Here is a 20,239-nt window from a genome sequence, read left to right on the forward strand (position 1 = left end):
CTTATTGGTTACCTTGCTGCAGCAGTTCATTGACATAAGCGTCGATGGCACTGGTGGTATTTGTAATGTTTGAATCGTCACATGCTTTGATGTGCTGTTCTAACTCTTCACAAAGCTGTTTGCCCGGCGTCAGGTTGAGCATGGCAAACACGCCTTTAAGGCGATGCGCTGTCTGAGCAAGCATGGCGTAGTCCTTTTCCGCCGACTCAGTATACAGTCTCTTTACATCAGGCGGTACTGTCTCGGTAAACAGCTGGAAGTAGCCACCGCTGAGCAGCGGGGTCAGTTCCTCGTCTTCTGTACTCTCCTCCATGGAATCATGGGCCAGCTGTTGTTCAATCAGAGCCAGCAGCGCATCCTGGAGCGCATTGCTGAGATTGAAGTTGACCCGGTATTGCCGATCGTTTAGCGCGTGATGACCCAACTCATCCTCCGCCAGCAGCAGCGCCCAGCCGCTCAGCCTGGCAGGATCGTCGGTCACCAGCACGTCATGTTCCTGGCCTGACAGCCGCTCCTCGGGCGACAGGCAGCGCGCGCCCCAGTTTTCCAGATGGCGGCAGACGATTTTGTATACATCCTCTACCTCAATCTCGATGAGCGCGGTCACGCCGTCCAGCAGCTTCTCCTCTTCTTCTTCCGTCTGCGGCTCTACTGCCAGCGGAAGCTGAATAGAGTAGCGTGTGCCGATATCCGGCTTAGCGATAATGTCCAGGCTGCCGCCCATCTGCTTGCAGAGCTGCTTACAGAGGAAAAAGGCCATGCCGGACGCCTGGCCATAGCGATCCTGGCTGGTTTCGCCCAGGAACGGGAAGTCGGCGTTCGCCAGCTCGTCGACGGTCAGCCCCGCGCCGGTATCCACCAGCTCAATCATCAGGCGCTCCGGACGGGCCTCATCGGCGCTCACCGTCAGGGAAATCTTGCCCCAGCGCGTGGTGGTCAGCGCATAGTGCATCAGCGTGGCGAGCACTTTACGCAGCGCGCGACGGTCGCCGAAACGCTGTTCATCATTGGGCTGCAGGTTATTCACTACCAGCGACAACCCTTTACGCCGCATCAGCGGCAGGCTTTCCAGGGCGATCTCATCCAGCAGTTCCTGCAGACTGAAAACGCTGGCGTCGGGCGACCAGTCGTGCGCTTCCAGTCGGTTAAGCAGCACAATATCGTCTACCAGCCGCGCCAGGCTTTGGCTCTGGTCCAGCAGGTCGAGCACGGTTTCATCTTCGTCGCGCTGGCTAAGCTGCACCAGCTGCGCCACTACTTTCTCCAGCGGACGATTCAGCGCGTGACCGAGATTTTGCAGCAGCTGTTGCCGCATCTGATGGTTGCGATCCAGTACCTGCTGCGCCTTTTGCAGCTTTTTGTTTACCAGCAGCTCGCGATCCTGATCGCGCATCAAAAAGAGCTGAGTATGCGGCGACAGCACGCTGCGCGCATGGCGAATCTCATACACTTCGTTGTTAATGGTCGCCTGCAGAACGCCCTGATGCTGGTCAGACATATTAATGATTTTTTGCAGGTTCAGATGCGGCAAAAGATGTTCTGCGATCTTATTGCTGAGAATGGTGCGGTTGCTGGCGAAATCATACACCAGCAGGCCAACCGGCAGGCTGGCGACGATCTCTTCGTTCAGCACGCGCAGCGAATCCAGCTCTGCGCTCTGGTTTTCGCTCGGGCGCAGCGACTGCTGGCGCAGCAGCGTCATACCGGCGAAAGAGAGCAGGAACAGCACCAGGTTCACCAGCAGCGGCCACAGCAGATTATGCAGCGTATCCATCATCAGGCTGGTGAGCGGCACGCGATAAACCAGCTGCAGCGGCGTGCTTGGCAGGGTGGCGGCTATCTCCAGGTCTGGATTGACGATAGCGATCTGCGTGTTTTCGCTCTCTTCCTGATCGTTTGCGGCAGGCAGGGTGGCGTCCTGGCGCAGCTGGAAATTTTCAATCGGCATGTTCTGCGGCGTGAGATCGTTGATCGGCAGATCGAAGGCGACCACCGTCGCCAGATGGCCCGGCTGGTTAAAAGTCGTGCGCAGCGTAAAGTAGTGATCGTTCTGAAAGGCGAAATGGCGCAGCGGCGAGAAACTCTCGCGCTCGTCCAGTGCATTGGCCTGCTGCAGCATCTCGGCGCGACGACCATCCACCAGCGAGCTGATGGCGCTCTCTTTATAGCGCGTCGCCATATCTTTCAGCGGCAGGGTGGAGATCATAATCAGGCTGTTGTCCTGACCATTGAGGAAATACATCGACCAGGTCGGATTCTCCGCGCCCCACAGCGTATCCAGGTAGCTCGACATGCGCATTGTCATATCGAGCGTGCTGCTGTCGTGCGAGCCGAAAATCAGCGCTTCCGTTTTGCGGCGAGTTTTTTCCAGATAGTAGACGTCCGGACGCAGCCGCGTCTCCTGCAGGCTACTGTTCGGCGAGCTTCCCGCCGCGCTGGTGGCAAGATTTTCATAGATTTGCCAGGTGGCGAAGCGATAGGCGTCGATACGTTTTTGCGTCGCTCGCGCCAGATCGGTCATAGCATAGCGTTTCTCGGTCAGCCAGGCGTTGACCGAGTTGTGTACCATAAAGCCCAGCGCCAGCAGCAGCACCAGATTAAAAATCACAAAAAAGCGAGTGACATTGCCGGATGTCAGTGGAAACTTAAAGGGCAACATAGCGTGTCAGGCACCTGAAATCATCGCGCAACCAGTCGGGCACTGGCGGCCACAGCCAGCAGCAGCAGCGCGATGAGCAGAAAGGCACCGCTGAGGCTCAGCCATTGAGAAATAAATCCGATTAAGGCCGGACCTGAGAGAATACCCGCATATCCCAGCGTTGTCATGGCGGAAATCCCCAGATTTGAGGGCATATCCTTTTGATTCCCGACGGCATTAAATAACATCGGCACCGTATTGGATAAACCAAAGCCCACCAGCAGAAACGCGAGCAGGGCCATCTGCGGCCAGGGCAGATATACCGCCAGCGCCAGACCGGCCGCCGCCGTCAGCGCGCCTGTCAGCATAACGAGAAAACGGCCAAAACGGTGGATGATTCTGTCGCCGGTCAGACGGCCAATGGTCATCGCCACCGAGAAGAGCGCATAGCCCAGGCCCGCGTGCGCGGTTGACATATCCGGGCTTTGCAGCAGCAGCAGCGCGCCCCAGTCGAGTACGGCGCCTTCGGCAAGAAACAGAATAAAGCAGAGCAGGCCAAGAAAAGCGACGAAGCCGCGCGGGACCACCAGCCACGGCTGATCGGGCTGGTGCAGGCGCTCGCTCATCAGCGTCGGCAGGCTCGTTGCCAGCAGTAGCAGCATCAGAAGCATCACCAGCATGACCGATGCCAGCGGCGACAGGCCGACGCCGAGCAGCAGGCTGATCGCGCCTGCACCCAGAATGCCGCCGAGACTAAAGAAGCCGTGGAAACCAGACATCATCGGCCTGCGCGCCGCTTTCTCTACCTCGACCGCCTGCACGTTCATGGCGACGTCCAGCATGCCCAGCCCGGCGCCGAAGATCATCAGCGTCACGGCCATCATCCACATGACGTTCAGCGTCGCCAGCAGTGGAAGCGTTGCCAGGATCACCAGCGTAGAACAGAGCATGACCCGACGGCAGCCGAAACGGCCGACCAGCGAGCCGGTTACCGGCATTGCCGCCAGCGAACCGATGCCCAGACAAAGTAGAAGCGCGCCCAGCGAAGCGCCACTCAGCGCCAGACGCTGGCTGGCGAACGGCACCAGAGGCGCCCAGGAGGACATGCCGAGACCGGCGATAAGAAAAACGAGGCGTGTCCCCAGACTGACACGGTTATGAAGTTTCCTGGGTGATGCAGCGTCCAGTGCGGTCATAGTCATTTTCGTGAGTGTTAAAGCGACGAAGTGTAGCATTAAAGCCATTGCCGCACGCGTTGCCGGTAAAGGCAGAGTAACGATAATTCCATGTAAAAACCGGCATTTTAATGACTTTTACCCCGCCTCCACGCTTTTCCAGAACTTTCCTGGCTCGCTTGTGAAAAAGCAGCGACGCTAAAGCCAGTTTTCTCCATTGAAAATAGCCCTCTTAACGCTTTTAAAAACCCGTCTGGGTCAGCCTGGCGCAACAGGTGCGTCGGCCGTTCGGGTTATAAACAACGCACTGAAAGGCTACATCTTTTCCGGTGAAATATATCCCGACGAACGCAGCGCTGAAGAGAAATAAGCCCAGGGGCAACAGGAAACTCAACGCTTTATTACCGTGATAAATCATTGGCGAGAATATTAAAGAACACAATTAACTGGATGTGCGATTATTAGCAATAAATGCTCAAGGGAAGTGGAGCAATTTTAAACGAAGTTACTGACTTAACTTACGAGGCGGGATAACAGGAAATGCAGGGCAAAAAAATGCCGGGCATACAGGCCCGGCGGGAAATAGGGTAAACATCTCATTCGGGGTGAATGAAGGTAATAATGAAATAAATGATGATAGCGGGATCTATTGTATTCACAGATGACGCATATGTTTTATCATTCAGTGCTCAGAAATTAGTGATTCTAATAACATGAAATTTAAGGATAAAAAATCCATTTGATATTTTGTGCGATAATTTTTATCGATGCGTGCTGGTTATTAGTTCCGCAAAATTTACATTTGGAAATAACTATTTCGAATTATGAAACAGTTTTGGAAATTTCGTAGCATTTTCGTGATAGCTTATTGCCCTTTATAAAATAACAATGGCGTGCCGGCTGAATTTTTAAGCGTTCAGCTCGCAGTGGCAAAAATAAGGCACATAACAGAGGGTAATAAAATGAAACGTCGCGTTCTCTCCCTGATGATCCCTGCGCTGCTGGTTGCAGCAGGTTCTGCAAGCGCAGCGGAAATTTACAACAAAGACGGCAACAAATTAGACCTGTTTGGTAAAGTCGACGGTCTGCACTATTTCTCAGATAACGACGGTAATGACGGCGATCAGTCTTACCTGCGCTTCGGTTTTAAAGGCGAAACCCAGATCTCCAACGAGCTGACCGGCTACGGCCAGTGGGAGTATCAGGCGGCGCTGAACACGGCGGAAAGCGAAGGCACCGCTGACAGCTATACCCGCGTTGGCTTCGCCGGTATCAAGTTCGGCGATGCGGGCTCATTCGACTACGGCCGTAACTACGGCGTAGCTTACGATATCGGTGCCTGGACCGACGTCCTGCCGGAGTTCGGCGGCGACACCTACGGCGCGGACAACTTTATGTTCCAGCGCAGCAACGGTCTGGCAACCTACCGTAACTCTAACTTCTTTGGTCTGGTGGACGGCTGGAACTTCGCCGTTCAGTATCAGGGCAAAAACGACAACCCGAGCCGCGAAACCTCTGGTCGTAGCGTGCTGGGCGAGAACGGCGACGGCTGGGGCCTGAGCACCACCTACGATCTGGGCTCCGGCTTCGGTATCGGCGCGGCGATGTTCGAGTCTGACCGCACCAACAACCAGAACGGCGCAGCGCCAGGCATCCTGGGCCGCGGCGACAAGGCGGAAGTCTACACTGGCGGCCTGAAGTATGACGCCAACAATATCTACCTGGCGGCGATGTATAGCCGTTCCTACAACGCGACGCGCTTTGGATCCACGAGCGACACGGCGTACGGTTTCGCCGACAAAGCGGATAACTGGGAGCTGGTGGCGCAGTATCAGTTCGATTTCGGCCTGCGTCCGTCTCTGGCGTTCGTTACCTCACGCGGCACCGACGTGCAGAACTGGGGCAAACAGAACCTGAAAAAATATGTTGATGTAGGTGCGACCTATTACTTCAACAAAAACATGTCGACCTACGTTGATTACCAGATCAACCTGCTGGACGACAACGCCTTCACCGACGCTGCCGGTATCAATACCGACGATATCGTCGCGCTGGGTCTGGTTTATCAGTTCTAAACCCGCCAGGAGCGTAGCCTGCGGGCTACGCTCCCGTTTGCAGAATTGCCGCCAGCGCGGCCGCTAAATCCGCCGTCACCGCCTCCGCCTCTTCTCCCAGCTGTACCTGCACAATCGCGCCTTCCGCCAGCAACATGATCTGTCCGGTTTTGCATCGCTCTTCTGGCGCCAGCCGCCGTGCAATGGCGTCCGCCATTTCTCGCTTATGCCGTCGAATCCGCTCGCTAATATCGGGCAGGCTATCACCCAGCTCTGCGCTGGCGTTAATAAAGGCGCAGCCGCGATAGTCCTCTTCATCAAACCAGCTTTTCAGCGCGGCGGGCAGGGCATGCTGCAACAGCGGCATCTGCGCCAGCGCCTGCTGAAATCCCTGCATCCAGCGCTGATGACGCAGATCCAGCACCGTAGCGATAAGCTGGTTTTTCGCCGGGAAATGGCGATAGAAAGTCACTTTGGTTACGCCAGCCTCCGCAATCACTTTGTCGATGCCGGTGGCGCGAATACCTTGCTGATAAAAGAGCCGCTGCGCCGTGGTCAGAATACGGTCTCGGGCAGAGGCGTCAGGATCGAAAAGGAGCGGAGCGAGCATAATCAGACCTGCGTTTTTTAGTAGACAGAATTGTCTACATGCAGCAGAGTAAAGCAAGTAGACAAACCTGTCTACCGACTGACTTTAACCACAGGAGATGACAATGCTGCTTCCTCCGTTTAGCGAACAGAGTGCAATACAAAAAGTACGTATGGCGGAAGATGCCTGGAACAGCCGCGATCCACAGCGGGTATCACAGGTTTACAGCCTGGAGACGCGCTGGCGCAATCGCAGCGAAAATGTGCAGGGGCGCGACGCGGTGGTGGCGTTTCTCAGCCGCAAGTGGGCGAAAGAGCTCGATTACCGTCTGATCAAAGAGCTGTGGGCGTGGCATGAGGATCGGCTGGCGGTACGCTTTGCCTATGAATGGCATGATGACAGCGGCAACTGGTTTCGCAGCTACGGCAATGAAAACTGGCGCTTCGGCGCGGATGGCCTGATGATCGAGCGTTTTGCCTGCATTAACGATCTGCCGATTACGGCCAGCGAACGCCGTTTCCACTGGCCGCTCGGCAGGCGCCCGGACAACCATCCGGGGCTTAGCGAGCTGGGCATGTAATTACGACTGCGGTGTGCGCCTGCGCCTTGCCGCCTGTTTTTTCTCAGGCTGCGGCGGCACGCTGCCTTCAAATCCTGTTCCTGCCAGAGTAAACGCGGAAAAACTCAGCCACTGTTGCCATTGGCTGAACGTTGACGATGATTTACGCATGCTGCACCTCCCGGAAATAAACCCGGTCTAAACAGTGCAGCATTCATGCCAGCTCGATCGCTCTCACAGCCACGGATTACCCGCATACTTTGCTACACTGCCGCAGCATTTTGGTGCAGCTCTGCTCAACGCTGGCGCGCCGCGCCCCATGCGAGCCGTTTTTGACGCCGCTGTTGCAGCAGCTTGATGATGCTGAAAATAAATACGCCGCCAGCGATGGCGAGAATCAGATAGATCATAGGAGCCTCCTGTTATCAGCCGGGACAGCACCACAGGGTGTGCCAGGCTGCGCGGGTTTACAAGCCGCTTTTGGTTACTTTACTGACTAGTTATGCTTTGTTTCGGGCTGGAATATAGCGTTACAGATGAGAGAAGAATGCGATACTGGAATATTCTGCTAATGACAGCGGCGATCTGCGCCCTGAGCGCCTGTGATAAGGCGACGCCGCAGCAGGCGATGGTGCTGGAAGGCAAAACCATGGGGACGGTGTGGCGTGTATCGCTGGCGGGCGTTGACGCCGCTCGCAAAGCGGGATTGCAGCAGGCGATCCAGCAGCAGCTTGACGCGGACGACCAGGCGCTTTCAACCTGGAAACCTGATTCAGTGCTGTCGCGCTTTAACCGCTATCAGGGGAGCGCGCCGCAGCCGGTTAGCGCCGACATGGCGGATATCGTGACTGAGGCGCTGCGTATCGGCGCGAAAACCGGCGGCGCGATGGATATTACCGTGGGGCCGCTGGTGAATCTCTGGGGCTTCGGTCCGGCAAAACAGCCTGCTCACAGCCCAACGGAGGCTGAAATTGCCGCAGCGAAAGCGCTAACTGGCTTGCAGCACCTGCGCGTGATCGAGTCGGTAGAAGGGCAGTGGCTGCAGAAAGATCTGCCCGGACTCTATGTCGATCTCTCTACGATGGGCGAAGGCTACGCGACCGATCACCTGGCGCGGCTGATGGAGCGCGAAGGGATCAATAATTATCTGGTTTCGGTAGGCGGGGCGGTATTGAGCCGCGGCCAGAATGCTCAGGGACAGAGCTGGCGCGTGGCAATTCAGAAGCCCACCGACAGCGAGAACGCCGTACAGGCGCGCGTCGATTTGCAGGGACACGGCATCAGCACATCCGGCAGCTATCGCAACTATTATGAACTGGATGGCAAACGCATTTCGCACGTCATCGATCCGGCGACTGGCCGTCCCATCGAGCATAAGCTGGTCTCTGCCACGGTTATCGCCACGACGGCGCTGGAGGCGGACGGCTGGGATACCGGACTGATGGTGCTGGGCAGCGAGAAGGCGAAAGCGCTGGCGCTGCAGCAGCATCTGGCGGTCTACCTGATCAGTAAAGAGGGCGATAAATTCGTCAGCTGGATGTCGCCGCAGTTTGCTGCCTTTGTGATCGACAGCGAATAAAAGCGCAAGGGGGAATAATGCTTGACCTGTTTAGCGAAGAAGCGCCGTGGCAGGAGCCGCTGGCTGACGGCGCGGTGATCCTGCGACGTCGCGCGCGTGAAGAAGCGCCAGCCCTAATGGCGGCGATCCTGGCGGTAGCGCAGCAGAACCCGTTTTATCATCGCATCACGCCAGGCGGCCACCGCATGTCGGTGGCGATGACTAACTGCGGCGATTTCGGCTGGTCGAGCGACTCGCGCGGCTATCAGTACACCGAACAGGACCGCGAGAGTGGCCGCAAGTGGCCGCCAATGCCGCCGCTGTTTCGTCAGCTGGCGCTCGACTGCGCGCGCGAGGCGGGATTTCCGCACTTTAATCCCGACGCCTGCCTGATAAACCGCTACGAGCCTGGCGCAAAGCTGTCGCTGCATCAGGACAAAGATGAGAAGGATCTGCATCAGCCGATCGTATCGGTTTCGCTGGGACTACCGGCGGTGTTTCAGTTCGGCGGTTTCGCGCGCGGCGACGCCACCCAGCGCGTGCTGCTGGAGCATGGCGACGTGGTGGTATGGGGTGGGCCGTCGCGCCTGCGTTATCACGGTATTTTACCGCTCAAGCCTGGCGACCATCCGCTTGCTGGCGCGTTCCGCTACAACCTGACCTTCCGCCGCGCCTTCTGAGCGCGGCGTTGTTGCGAATAACTATTGCTATCATTCCGCATCGCTTTAAACTGCTGGCTGCTTTCCTGACTGCTGGACTTATTTATGGCGTTGCTCAAGGTTGTTTTTCGCCAGTTTCGCTGGCCTTTTATCGGTGTCATCCTGCTGACGCTGCTCAGCGCCGTGCTCGGCATCGCCATGATCGCCTATATCAACAGCGAAATGATCTCGGCCATCAATACCTCTTTCTCCGTGCTGCCTGGCTTTTTGCTGCAGCTGGTGTTGCTGATGGCGGTGACGCTCGCCGCGCAGCTGGCGCTGACGCTGCTGGGGCACCAGTTTGTCTGGCGGCTGCGCGGCGAATTTATTAAGCGCATTCTTGATACCCGCGTCGAACGGCTGGAGCAGATCGGCAACGCGCAGCTGCTGGCCGGGCTGACCAGCGATATTCGCGCGATTACGATCGCCTTTGTCCGTCTGCCGGAGCTGATTCAGGGCATCATCATTACGCTGGGCTCCGCTCTCTATCTCGCCTGGCTGTCGCCGAAAATGCTGATGGTCTCCAGCCTGTGGATGGCGATCACACTGGTGGGCGGCTGGCTGCTGGTGTCGCGCGTTTATCGCCATATGGCGAAACTGCGCGAGGTTGAAGATGATCTCTACCGTGATTTCCAGACGGTGACGGAAGGGCGCAAAGAGCTGCATCTTAACCGCGAGCGCGCCCAGCTGATCTACGAGACCGTTTATCAGGAGGACGCGAAAGCTTATCGTCACCATATTGTGCGCGCCGACACCTACCATCTCAGCGCGGTGAACTGGTCAAACATCATGACGCTCGGCGCCATCGGCATGGTGTTTTTTATGGCGAACAGTCTTGGCTGGGCGAACACCGCGGTGGCGGCAACCTTCTCACTGACGCTGCTGTTCCTGCGCACGCCGTTGCTGTCGGCGGTTGGCGCGCTGCCGACGCTGCTCAGCGCGCAGGTGGCGTTTCGCAAGCTTAATGCCTTTGACCTTGCACCTTACCAGGAGGGCTTCCATACGCTGCCGCCGCTGGCGGAGTGGCGCACGCTGGAACTGCGCGACGTCAGGTTCCACTACGGGAAAAACGGCTTTGAAGTTGGGCCAATCAACCTGACGCTGCGGCGCGGCGAGCTGGTGTTTCTGATTGGCGGCAACGGCAGCGGCAAGTCGACGCTGGCGATGCTGCTGACGGGCCTCTACCAGCCGCACGCCGGCACGCTGCTGCTGGATGGCAAGCCGATCGGCGCGGAAGCGCTTGACCACTGGCGCAAGCATTTCTCCGCCGTGTTTACCGATGTGCACCTGTTCGACAGGCTGATTGGCCGGGAGGGCGTGCCCGCTAACCCTAAACTGGTACAGGCCTGGCTTGAGCGTCTGAAAATGCAGGACAAGCTGAAAATCGAAGGCAACAAAATACTCAACCTGCAGCTGTCGAAAGGGCAGAGTAAGCGAGTGGCGCTGCTGCTGGCGGCGGCTGAGGAGCGCGACGTGCTGCTGCTGGACGAATGGGCGGCGGATCAGGACCCCCATTTCCGGCGTGTCTTCTATCGTGAGCTGCTGCCCTGGCTGCAGGCGTCAGGCAAAACCGTGTTCGCTATCAGCCACGACGACCACTATTTTATCCATGCCGACCGGCTGCTTGAAATGCGCGAAGGCAAACTCAGCGAGCTGACCGGACGCGAGCGTGAAATGGCGACGCTGGATGCGGTACAGCGCACCGATCTGTCTTATCCGCAAAATGAGAAAGCTTAGCGTAAAGGGTTAGTGGCGGGGTTGCTGGCGCTGGCGTTAAGCTGTGCCTCAGCAAAAACAGCCGTTTTTGCCTCCCTGGAATATTTTCTGTCGTCTTGTGTTTATACCGGCTTAGCCTCTCTTGCTAAGCCGGTTTTTTATTGCCCGTAAGCGGATGGACCAACAGCGTCAGCACCCGATCCGCCTCCAGCTGAAATTCCGCTTCCAGCCGCGTACCCGCGGCGAAAGCCCGGCTAAAAGAGTCATTCAGACAGATTACCGCCTTGCCCGTTGTTAAATCGACCTCCTGCAGGCTCGCCTGATGAAAATCCATCGGCTGGTGCAGCTGCGGCCACAGCGCTTTGTACAGGCTCTCTTTCAGCGAAAAGAGCAGCGTCGCGGCCTGTGGAAAGGGCAGCGGCAGCACACGCAGTCGTGCGTTCTCTTCATCGCTCATCAGTACAGCAGCGGTTTCTTCGGCGGTGCGCTGGCTCATTGTCATTTCGATATCGACGCCAACACAGCACGGCTGCTGCGTAACGGCCAGCGCCACCGCGCCGTCGGTGTGCGACAGCGATGCCTGAATGCCCGGCGGCCAGACAGGGGAGCGATCGCTGTGGTTCCGCAGCAGAAAATCAGAGATGCCAAAGCCGCGCATCACTTCGCGCGTCAGCCAGCGGCTGGCAAGGTACTCGGCACGACGTTTTTTCACCGCCCGGCGCAAAGCGGAAGGGAGAGGCAGGTTCCAGCGCACGCTGAGGTCGTCGTTATAGAGGTTTAGATCGAAGCGCGCCTGCGCCAGCACGTGATCGCCACGGTGCATATGGGAGGTATAAATAAAGCCGCCTTCGGGGGGCGGCAGGGAAATCATTTGAAGATTCATGAGGTTCCACGGCAGCGCGCAAAAGGACATTAAAGCAGCCCACCATGGACGCGGCAACCGCTTAGTCGTTAGGCGGAATGGCAAAGCCCTTCACGGAAACCACGAAATGGTTGTGACCCTTGGTGATGCGCGCGCCGCGATCGCACCAGCGAGAGGCCAGCCGAAAAAAATCGTCGCTGCCGATATTGTAAGCCAGTTCCACTTTACTGACGCCTGAATGAAGCAGTTCTTCTGCATCCTGCAGGCTCTTCGCTTTGATAACCATTGTGATATCCATCCGAAATTCAGAGATCTTTAGATTAATCACTTTTTATGACAGTTTTGTTTCATTAGGGTTAAAAAGCGCGACGGCTTGCAATTTTTGTGAGACCGGTCAGGGATGATTGCACAGAGTAAGCAGCTGAAGGGCCTACAAATCCTTTACTCTCCTGGCAGTTACTCTGTTCATTTTCATAGAGCGCAGCCATTAAAAAGGCCGCACATGGCGGCCTTAGTGGGTTACTACTTCTTATCCGGTTCAGGACGTTTATCGCCTGACTCCGGCGCGTTGTTTGGATCGTCTTTTTCAATGTAATGCATAAACTCTCCTCTTGTTACCCACACACAAAAGAGAGTATAGACCATGTTTCTGACCCGATGGTGGAAGGGGGCGGTTCAGGCCCGGCACGGCAGTAACAAAACGGGGCAGCAAAGAGTACAAGGCGGGTTGCAGATCATGTCTTTCTTTTGACGTAAAAGTGACATCAGAATTAACCGGACAATAACTGCGCCAGTAGCAAAAATGTAATCGCCTTCTTTGCTTAATGAAAAGCAGGCCGCTTCAGATCATGGCAGTTGGCGTGTTGGAGCTAGCTGAGGGAACAAGCCGCGTCTGGTTTATCTGCATCGAAGGGTGGGAATGGTTAATAATTACGTTTGCGATACCATCACGGCATGTCGGCTCAGGCGGTAGGTCGCTCATTCCATGAATCATGAGCCAGCAGATTACCGTCCTTATACAGATGGGTTATTTTTTCGTAGTTCAGCGCGACTTCCTCCATATGACCTGTGCCCGGACAATCACGGGTGTCGTGCATCATGGGGCTGACCGAAATCACTTTAACCTTTTCCAGCGTGATTCGGTAATACTCCACTTCTTGCCCAGCGTAGTCGATATGATAAAACCGAAACTCAGCTGTTTGAAGTGTCTGGCCCGTTGCTGCGGCCTTGAAAAGATACGGAGAGGCGCTATCAATTTCTTTAGTAAACTGGAAAGGCGAGTGCTGGCGTGTTCCCGTTACTCTTCCTGTCATCGGGTCCGTAGGAAGAGTTAAGCTATGGTGAAAACCTCGTAGCTCTATACTTCCTTCACGATCCAGCACATCGGATGCCCCCTGGATAACTGAACCGCCGTCATCGGTCAAAAATAAGTGAACAGGTACGGCCATTTTAATGCTCCTTACTTGTGTTTAATCGTATAACCAGCGACCAGCCTTCGCTGATTCAATTAGCATACCGATGGTGAAATCTGGGACGGGTATCGGCGGGACTTTTTTAAAGGGGTTCCATGAAACAGGCACGTCAGGATAATAGGTCTCTATTTTAAAGTTGCCCTTGTCAATGTTGAAAGTTGTAAAAAATTCGTCCATAAGATCTTCGGCTTCACTTACATCTAACTGCATATCTGTATCTAAATCGGTCTTCGGATTTAGCTTCCTTTGTTTTTTCTCGTTATTAAATAAATAAACGCCGTTGTAGCGCCTGACTAAGTGGTAAATACGCTGCTCAATATCATCTACCATAATTTATCCTTACCTCGTGCTATGGCATTGTAATCCCGTACAGAACAGTAGGTGATACGAGATACATCGGTAATTAAAATAACTTCACCTATAAGAGGGATAGTTCGACCGACGAAGGTACTGATTTTAGCAACCATTCTGCGTTCTGCTGTCCATGGGGTGTAACCTCCGACCCACGTTGGTAATTTGATCCCAAAAGGAAATTTTGCGGTTTTAAACAGCCCTCTCATGGACTGAGATGCTCGTGATGTGCCTTGTTTCGCTCCAGCAGGTTTCGCCCTGGTTTTCTGATTATTCACCCCACTATAGAGGGCAACCACAGCGGCAATATCCTGAATGCCGAAATGATTCGCAGTATTCATTACAAAAACCATGAAAAAAAGCTCAGAGGCGGTAAGGTTGGATCGCCCTGCATAGAAATATGCTCCGTTAAGCTCTTCAACTGTATCCATACGTTACCCTCGACGCTTTTCTTGTTTGAGGAGGAACCGGCCACAGGATTAACGGAATACAATTCTTCAGAAGGGGCGGCCAACGAACCGTTTTCTATATTAAGAAAATTCTCTCTTTAGTAAACAGAAGACGTGAACGTATTTCTTCTCATTTGAGAATGAACGTAACCTGATAAAGTCTCCCGTGCTCTGGCTGTTTTTATACCCATCCTTCGATGAAGCACTCGTCACGGCACGTAAGTTCGAAGCACACCGTTCACAGAACGCGGCGAAGAGGTACTGAGCAGGTTAAAAGAGAGCAGGTTGATAACCCGGACGGGCGGCGGTTTTGTCATTACAGACAGCGGATAAAAATCGCGGGCAAGGCGTCTGCTGAGGCCGGTGTACCGGAAACGTAAGTGACATCATTATGCGCGTTTGACGGGATGACGAGCCTGTATAGTCATCAACGCTTCATTTCTTCAGCACGAGGTTTGCCATCGTAAGATTCAGGCATAAAAAAAGCAGCCTTAACAGGCTGCTTTAGTTGGGAATTTTGGTCGGCACGAGAGGATTTGAACCTCCGACCCCTGACACCCCATGACAGTGCGCTACCAGGCTGCGCTACGTGCCGAACAGTGGGGCTTAGTCTACTGTTTCTTCGCCGGAATGCAAGCAGCTGGCGTCTAACTGCCTCATAAATAATCAGTTAGCGATAAAGCGCTTCTCTTCCGTCAGCACCTGCAGCAATAACGCCAGCTCTGGCCGGTGATCTTTCAGGAGATTGCCCTGCGCATCGTAGGCGCGATAGCTGCCATTATTGTTGAGCACCAGCGTCACCTGAGGCGTGGTCACCACCAGACGGTTATCTTCGCTGCTGGCGACCCAGTCGTGGCGGCGCTGCGCGGCAAAGAGATCTTCCCCTTGCGAATAATTCACCGGGCTGGTGCGCACATGCAGCAGGCGCTGCATCAGCGTCGCCATCACATCCTGATGGTCGGTCAGACGATCGATGGTCTGCGCAGGCGTATCCGGCCAGTGAATCACCAGCGGAACCTGCAGGTTCGCACGATTGCCTACGTTACCGGCGTTGCCGTCCAGCGCCACGCCTTGTTGCGCAGTAATCACCACCACGGTCTTTTTCAGCAGATCGCGCTGTTGCAGCGTGGTGAGCACGTTATGAATTTGCTCATCAATCGTCGCAGCCTGACGCAAGTAGCTGCGTTGACGCATTTTCGCCGGCGTGCCGCTCAGATCGACGCCGTCCAGCGCAAGCCAGGAGAACCAGGGGTTGCCGTCGCCTTTCTGCCCGTTCAGCCAGTTTTGCCACTGGGTGACCGTGCTGGCGTTGGGCTGGCTGTCGGTATTCGGCAGCGTATAGTCCGTCAGCAGCGCCTGGCGATAGAGCGGCTGGTTAAAGCCCTCCGATGAGAAAAGCCCAAACTGGTAGCCCTGCGAACTTAATGCGCCAAGCAGCGCCGACGGCATGCGCGCCGCCAGCACGCCGTCCATATAGCTGGCAGAAATGCCGTAGAACAGGCCAAACAGCCCTTTTTCCGGAATATCGCCTGCGCTGTAGTGCTGGGTAAAACGCACATTATCGCTGGCGAACTGATTAAGCTGCGGCAGCGTTTTTGCCATATCGCCGCCGTTCAGCGTTTTCACGGTGATGACCAGCAGGTTATTGCGCGTGCCGCCATCGCGGAAGGTGATATCGCTAAGCGGGTACTGTACCGAAACCGCTTCCGGATCGCCCTGCTGAATCAGGCGCTGCTGATAAGCCTGCGCGTCCAGTAAACCGTGGCGCTCAAGAAAGCGTCGGGCGGTCATCGGATAGGAGAGCGGCAGGTTAGCGCGCTGCATGGTAATCGGACGATAGAAATTGGCATCGGCCCAGATATAGAGCAGGTGGCTGGCGAAAAACGCACTGATAAACAGCGCCGCCAGCGGCTTGCCGAACGAGCGCCGGTTCAGGCTGCGCAGCTTCTGCCAGCTCCAGGTGGCGAACAGCATCTCCACCAGGAAAATCAGCGGCACGCTGATAAACATCAGCTGCCAGTCGCGCGCCATCTCGCTCTGGTCCGGGTTGATCACCAGCTCCCACACCACCGGATTAAGGTGCAGATGGAAGCGGTTGAACACCGCGCTGTCGACCATAATCAGCGTCAGCCCGACGGTAGCGATAATCGCCGACAGGACGCGCAGCAGCCGCTGCGACATCACGACAAAGGTCAGGGGAAATATCGCCAGCAGGTAGACGGCGAAAACAATAAAGCTGAAGTGGCCGATCCAGCTGCTGAAAGCGTAAACGCGTCCAACGAGCGAAGCGGGCCAGTCGGCGACCGCCAGATAGCGGCTGCCTAAAATCAACGCGAATAAAATATTAAACAGAGCAAACCAGTGCCCCCAACTGATCATCTGGGACACTTTTTCGCGGTAGCGCTGCCGGTTGGTTACCATATTATGCGGTCAAATCAGCGATTAATGGGCGTTGTCGTCACGTACGGAGGCCTGCAGGGCTTCCGCGAAAGATCGTGCCAGTGAACGGCGCTGCGCCGGCGCAACGTCGCTGTTGATCACGTTGGTCACCATATTCCCCAGCACCATCAGGGAAAGGTCGGTCGGCGCATTGTCTTTCTGCAGCACCTGGGCCAGTTGCGCGAGGAGTTTTTCCACGCGTTCGTCGCTGTAACGGGATGATTGTGGCATATCGTCGACTAATCTCGTTTCAAAAGGCGATATAGTACCGTAACAACAGGGTTTTTACCGCAATTTTATCGAAAGCGCATCGTTCGGCTATCGCATGGAGTTGAAAGCCGGTGCGGGCGGTGTTTGAATACGCGCCTGAACCAAAAGGAGAGTCTACCATGAGTCTGGATATCGACCAGATTGCCCTGCATCAGCTTATCAAGCGCGACGAGAATCAGCTTGAGCTGGTGCTGCGCGATACGCTGCTGCCCGCCAACGCCACCGTGGAAGCGATGGTAGAGGAGCTGCACCGCGTCTACAGCGCCAAAAATAAAGCCTACGGTCTGTTTAACGAAGATAGCGAACTGGCCGAAGCGCTGCGCAACTGCCGGAAGGGCAATGATGACTTCCTGGCGTTCAGCCGCGCGGCGACCGGCCGTCTGCGCGACGAGCTGGCAAAATATCCTTTCGCCGAAGGTGGCGTGGTGCTGTTTGTGCACTATCGCTATCTGGCGGTGGAATATCTGCTGGTGGCGGTGCTCAATAGCCAGAGCAGCATGCGCGTCAATGAGCAGCTCGACATCAGCAGCACCCACTATCTTGACATCAACCATGCCGATATCGTGGCGCGCATCGACTTAACCGAGTGGGAACTGACGCCGGACTCCACCCGCTATCTGACTTTTCTGCGCGGCCGCGTAGGGCGCAAAGTCGCCGATTTCTTTATGGATTTCCTCGGCGCCAGCGTCGGTCTTGATACTAAAGCGCAAAACCGCGGCCTGCTGCAGGCGGTGGATGACTACTGTGCGGAGTCGGCGCTTGATAAGAACGAACGACAGAACTATCGCCAGCAGGTTTACAGCTATTGCAACGAGCAGCTGCAGGCGGGCGAGGAGATCGCGCTGGAAGATCTGTCGAAGGAACTGCCGCCGCTCGGCGAGAAATCCTTTCAGGCCTTTACGCAGGAGCAGGGCTATGAGCTGGAGGAGCACTTTCCGGCGGATCGCAGCACGCTGCGCCAGCTGACCAAATTCGCCGGCAGCGGCGGCGGTTTGACGCTAAATTTCGACGCCGCGCTGCTGGGTGAGCGCATCTTCTGGGATCCGGCCACCGATACCTTAACCATTAAGGGCACGCCGCCGAACCTGCGGGATCAACTGCAGCGGCGCACCAGCGGCAAATAAGCGTGCAGGCGCTGTCAGTCAGCAAAAAAAAAACGCCGCATAAGCGGCGTTTTTTATATCGATTCGTAGGCGATTAGGCGCGTACGAAGTCGATGTGGTGCAGTTTTGGCTTGAACGGGTGACGCTGAACAGCCTGCACTTTGACGTTGGTTTCTTTACCGTCGACAACCAGAGTCAAAACGTCAGTGTAGAAACCTGGCTTGGTCTGCAGGTTCATTACTGAGTCGTGGTCCAGTTCGATAGAAACAGCGGCTTCGCTACCACCATAGATGATGGCCGGGAATTTGTTCGCTGTGCGCAGGCGGCGGCTCGCACCCTTACCCTGCTCTTTACGTACTTCTGCGTTGATGGTCAACATTATCATGTCTCTTTAATAATTCCTGCTACAGGCGACCCAGCAACAGGAGGGTTGTTCAAAGGCTAATGCGAATGCAAAAGCGGGCGGCAGTATAGCGGTAATGGGCGGGGCGGGCAAATGATTCCGCCGTTTAGCGCAGCTCGTTGGCGCGGCGAAAGCGTCCCTGATAGTCGAAAAGCTTCTCGCGCACCTGCCAGAACTGCCCTTTAGCGCGCGCTACCACAAAATCGGGATGGCGCAGCAGCGGCTGCAGCGCGACCACGTCGGCCGCGGTTTGCCAGCCGAGCGGCACGCCCGGCGCGCGCTGATGCGGCCGCATAAAAAGCTGTTCGAACGCCTTACGCTGAGCGGGCGTACTCAGACGAAAGCGTTCGTCGACGCTGGTGCCATCCTCGTCGAAATAGGTCGCCTTCAGCCATTCGCCTTTATCATCGCGGCCATGCGCCAGCGTCATGCCGCCGCAGCGCAGCACCAGCGCATCCTTCAGCTTCAGCGCCGCCTTCAGCATATCGTCGGGATCGACCAGCACTTTATCGCACTGATGGCAGCGGCGCGCCGCGATATCGTTTTCGGCGCCGCAGTCGGGACAGCTTTTAAAGCGGAAGCGGAAATCGCACTGTTCGCGGTTGCCTTCGTCATCTTCCAGCACGCCCTGACAGCGGCGGCCGAAGTGCTCGATAATCATGCCGTCTGCGGTGGTTTTGCCCCAGAAGGTGTTGGCGAACCCGCAGGCGGGACAGAACACCTGTACCGGCTCATTGTCGCTGGCGCCTTTCGGCGCGCCCACTTCCGGCGTAAAGAGATCGTGCGGGTTGCCGGCGTAGTCGAGAATCAGGCAGTCGGTTTTGCCCGGCGACAGGCGCAGGCCGCGCCCGACGATCTGCTGATAGAGGCTGACCGACTCGGTAGGGCGCAAAATAGCGATAAGATCGACATGGGGCGCATCGAAGCCGGTCGTCAGCACCGCGACGTTAACCAGGAATTTCAGCTGCTGCGCCTTAAACGCGGCGATAGTCGCATCGCGCGCTTTAGCGGGGGTTTCCGCCGAAATCAACGCGCTATTGTCGGGCAGCAGCGAGAGGATCTCGCGCGCGTGCTCTACCGTCGAGGCAAACACCATCACGCCGCGCCGATCCTCGGCGAATTCCACGATCTGGCTAATGATATGCGGCGTTACACGCTGCTGCTGCTTTAGCTCGCGATTAAGATCGGACTCGCTGAACAGCCCGTTGGCCTGCGCTGTCAGACGGCTGAAGTCATACTGCACCACCGGCATATCAAGCCGCTCCGGTGGCACCAGAAAGCCGTGTTTGATCATATAACGCAGTGGCAGCTCGTAGATGCAGTCGCGGAAAAAGGCTTTCTCGTCGCCGCGCACCATGCCGTGATAGTGAAACTGATAGATCCAGCCTTTGCCGAGGCGAAAGGGAGTCGCCGTCAGGCCCAGCAGGCGCAGCTGCGGATTGTGCTGGCGCAGATGAGTGAAAATTTGCTGATACTGGCTGTTGTCGTCATCGCTGATGCGATGGCACTCATCCACGATCGCCAGCGAAAAGGCGCTGTCGAACTGATCCAGATTACGCGCTACCGACTGCACGCTGCCGAATACCACTTTGCGCTGACTCTCTTTGCGCTGCAAACCGGCGGCAAAGATATCCGCTTCAAGGCCATAGGCCTGATATTTGCTGTGGTTCTGCTCCACCAGTTCTTTAACGTGCGCGAGCACCAGCACGCGTCCGCGCGCCAGCCGCGCCAGCTCGGCGATCACCAGGCTTTTGCCTGCGCCGGTCGGCAGTACGATCACCGCCGGTTCGGCGTGACGACGAAAATGATTGAGAGTCGCGTTAACCGCGTCTTGCTGATAGGGACGTAGAGTAAAAGCCATTGCCGATCACTTTTGCGAAACTGAGCGAGATTATGCCATGAA

The 20,239-nt window shown here is 56.1% G+C and carries 18 protein-coding genes and 1 tRNA gene; 6 read left to right on the forward strand and 13 right to left on the reverse strand.

Annotation, left to right across the window (positions count from 1 at the left end; all coding sequences use genetic code 11):
* Position 1 precedes the first annotated feature (1 nt).
* Positions 2-2,656, reverse strand: a complete 2,655-nt coding sequence (gene rcsD, locus D7S44_RS06370) for a phosphotransferase RcsD (protein ID WP_120454172.1) — start codon at positions 2,654-2,656, stop codon at positions 2-4.
* 23 nt (positions 2,657-2,679) lie between these two features.
* On the reverse strand, positions 2,680-3,834 hold the full coding sequence (locus D7S44_RS06375) for an MFS transporter (RefSeq protein WP_120453119.1): 1,155 nt from the start codon (positions 3,832-3,834) through the stop codon (positions 2,680-2,682).
* A 941-nt stretch (positions 3,835-4,775) separates the two neighbouring features.
* Here D7S44_RS06375 and ompC point away from each other — a divergent pair.
* Positions 4,776-5,888, forward strand: coding sequence for a porin OmpC (gene ompC, locus D7S44_RS06380; RefSeq protein ID WP_120453121.1), 1,113 nt, complete (start codon positions 4,776-4,778; stop codon positions 5,886-5,888).
* Positions 5,889-5,913: 25 nt separating this feature from the next.
* Here the strand turns inward: ompC and D7S44_RS06385 are convergent, their stop codons facing one another.
* Entirely contained in the window at positions 5,914-6,477 is a 564-nt protein-coding gene (locus tag D7S44_RS06385) for a TetR/AcrR family transcriptional regulator (RefSeq protein ID WP_120453122.1), read from the reverse strand.
* A gap of 103 nt (positions 6,478-6,580) precedes the next feature.
* On the opposite strand from D7S44_RS06385, the gene D7S44_RS06390 reads away from it, so the two are divergent.
* The 4 genes from D7S44_RS06390 to D7S44_RS06405 all read left to right on the forward strand — a co-directional run bounded on the left by D7S44_RS06390 (position 6,581) and on the right by D7S44_RS06405 (position 11,008).
* On the forward strand, positions 6,581-7,036 hold the full coding sequence (locus D7S44_RS06390; protein WP_205685216.1) for a nuclear transport factor 2 family protein: 456 nt from the start codon (positions 6,581-6,583) through the stop codon (positions 7,034-7,036).
* 526 nt (positions 7,037-7,562) lie between these two features.
* Positions 7,563-8,594, forward strand: a complete 1,032-nt coding sequence (gene apbE, locus D7S44_RS06395; protein ID WP_120453125.1) for an FAD:protein FMN transferase ApbE — start codon at positions 7,563-7,565, stop codon at positions 8,592-8,594.
* A 17-nt stretch (positions 8,595-8,611) separates the two neighbouring features.
* The gene (alkB, locus tag D7S44_RS06400) at positions 8,612-9,253 is read left to right on the forward strand and encodes a DNA oxidative demethylase AlkB (protein WP_120453127.1); all 642 of its coding nucleotides are present in this window, start codon (positions 8,612-8,614) and stop codon (positions 9,251-9,253) included.
* A gap of 84 nt (positions 9,254-9,337) precedes the next feature.
* Positions 9,338-11,008 (forward strand): multidrug ABC transporter permease/ATP-binding protein, encoded by a 1,671-nt coding sequence (locus tag D7S44_RS06405; RefSeq protein ID WP_120453129.1) that lies wholly within the window; start codon positions 9,338-9,340, stop codon positions 11,006-11,008.
* Positions 11,009-11,132: 124 nt separating this feature from the next.
* Here the strand turns inward: D7S44_RS06405 and D7S44_RS06410 are convergent, their stop codons facing one another.
* From D7S44_RS06410 to D7S44_RS06445, 8 genes are all read right to left on the reverse strand, one after another.
* Complete coding sequence (locus tag D7S44_RS06410; protein WP_120453131.1) at positions 11,133-11,870, reverse strand: 4'-phosphopantetheinyl transferase family protein; 738 nt, start codon at positions 11,868-11,870, stop codon at positions 11,133-11,135.
* Between the two features lie 61 nt (positions 11,871-11,931).
* On the reverse strand, positions 11,932-12,135 hold the full coding sequence (locus D7S44_RS06415) for a hypothetical protein (protein ID WP_120453133.1): 204 nt from the start codon (positions 12,133-12,135) through the stop codon (positions 11,932-11,934).
* A 676-nt stretch (positions 12,136-12,811) separates the two neighbouring features.
* Positions 12,812-13,297, reverse strand: coding sequence for an Hcp family type VI secretion system effector (locus D7S44_RS06420; RefSeq protein WP_120453135.1), 486 nt, complete (start codon positions 13,295-13,297; stop codon positions 12,812-12,814).
* A gap of 21 nt (positions 13,298-13,318) precedes the next feature.
* The gene (locus D7S44_RS06425) at positions 13,319-13,651 is read right to left on the reverse strand and encodes a DUF1493 family protein (RefSeq protein WP_120453137.1); all 333 of its coding nucleotides are present in this window, start codon (positions 13,649-13,651) and stop codon (positions 13,319-13,321) included.
* Complete coding sequence (locus tag D7S44_RS06430) at positions 13,645-14,103, reverse strand: STM2901 family protein (protein WP_120453139.1); 459 nt, start codon at positions 14,101-14,103, stop codon at positions 13,645-13,647. Before D7S44_RS06430 ends, D7S44_RS06425 begins: the two co-directional genes overlap by 7 nt.
* Positions 14,104-14,639: 536 nt before the next feature.
* Positions 14,640-14,716 (reverse strand) — tRNA-Pro (locus D7S44_RS06435).
* A 71-nt stretch (positions 14,717-14,787) separates the two neighbouring features.
* A complete protein-coding gene (yejM, locus tag D7S44_RS06440; RefSeq protein WP_120453141.1) occupies positions 14,788-16,542 on the reverse strand; it encodes an LPS biosynthesis-modulating metalloenzyme YejM in 1,755 nt (584 codons plus the stop codon).
* Positions 16,543-16,563: 21 nt separating this feature from the next.
* Positions 16,564-16,791: a YejL family protein gene (locus D7S44_RS06445; RefSeq protein ID WP_033750387.1), complete on the reverse strand. Its 228-nt coding sequence runs from the start codon at positions 16,789-16,791 to the stop codon at positions 16,564-16,566.
* A 158-nt stretch (positions 16,792-16,949) separates the two neighbouring features.
* On the opposite strand from D7S44_RS06445, the gene yejK reads away from it, so the two are divergent.
* Entirely contained in the window at positions 16,950-17,954 is a 1,005-nt protein-coding gene (gene yejK / locus D7S44_RS06450; RefSeq protein ID WP_120453143.1) for a nucleoid-associated protein YejK, read from the forward strand.
* A 73-nt stretch (positions 17,955-18,027) separates the two neighbouring features.
* Here the strand turns inward: yejK and rplY are convergent, their stop codons facing one another.
* Together rplY and radD are read right to left on the reverse strand one after the other, a co-directional pair.
* Positions 18,028-18,312 (reverse strand): 50S ribosomal protein L25, encoded by a 285-nt coding sequence (gene rplY / locus D7S44_RS06455; protein WP_033750384.1) that lies wholly within the window; start codon positions 18,310-18,312, stop codon positions 18,028-18,030.
* A 130-nt stretch (positions 18,313-18,442) separates the two neighbouring features.
* The gene (gene radD / locus D7S44_RS06460) at positions 18,443-20,197 is read right to left on the reverse strand and encodes a DNA repair helicase RadD (protein WP_120453145.1); all 1,755 of its coding nucleotides are present in this window, start codon (positions 20,195-20,197) and stop codon (positions 18,443-18,445) included.
* Positions 20,198-20,239 lie beyond the last annotated feature (42 nt).

Source organism: Pantoea piersonii (assembly GCF_003612015.1).
GTDB lineage: Bacteria > Pseudomonadota > Gammaproteobacteria > Enterobacterales > Enterobacteriaceae > Pantoea > Pantoea piersonii.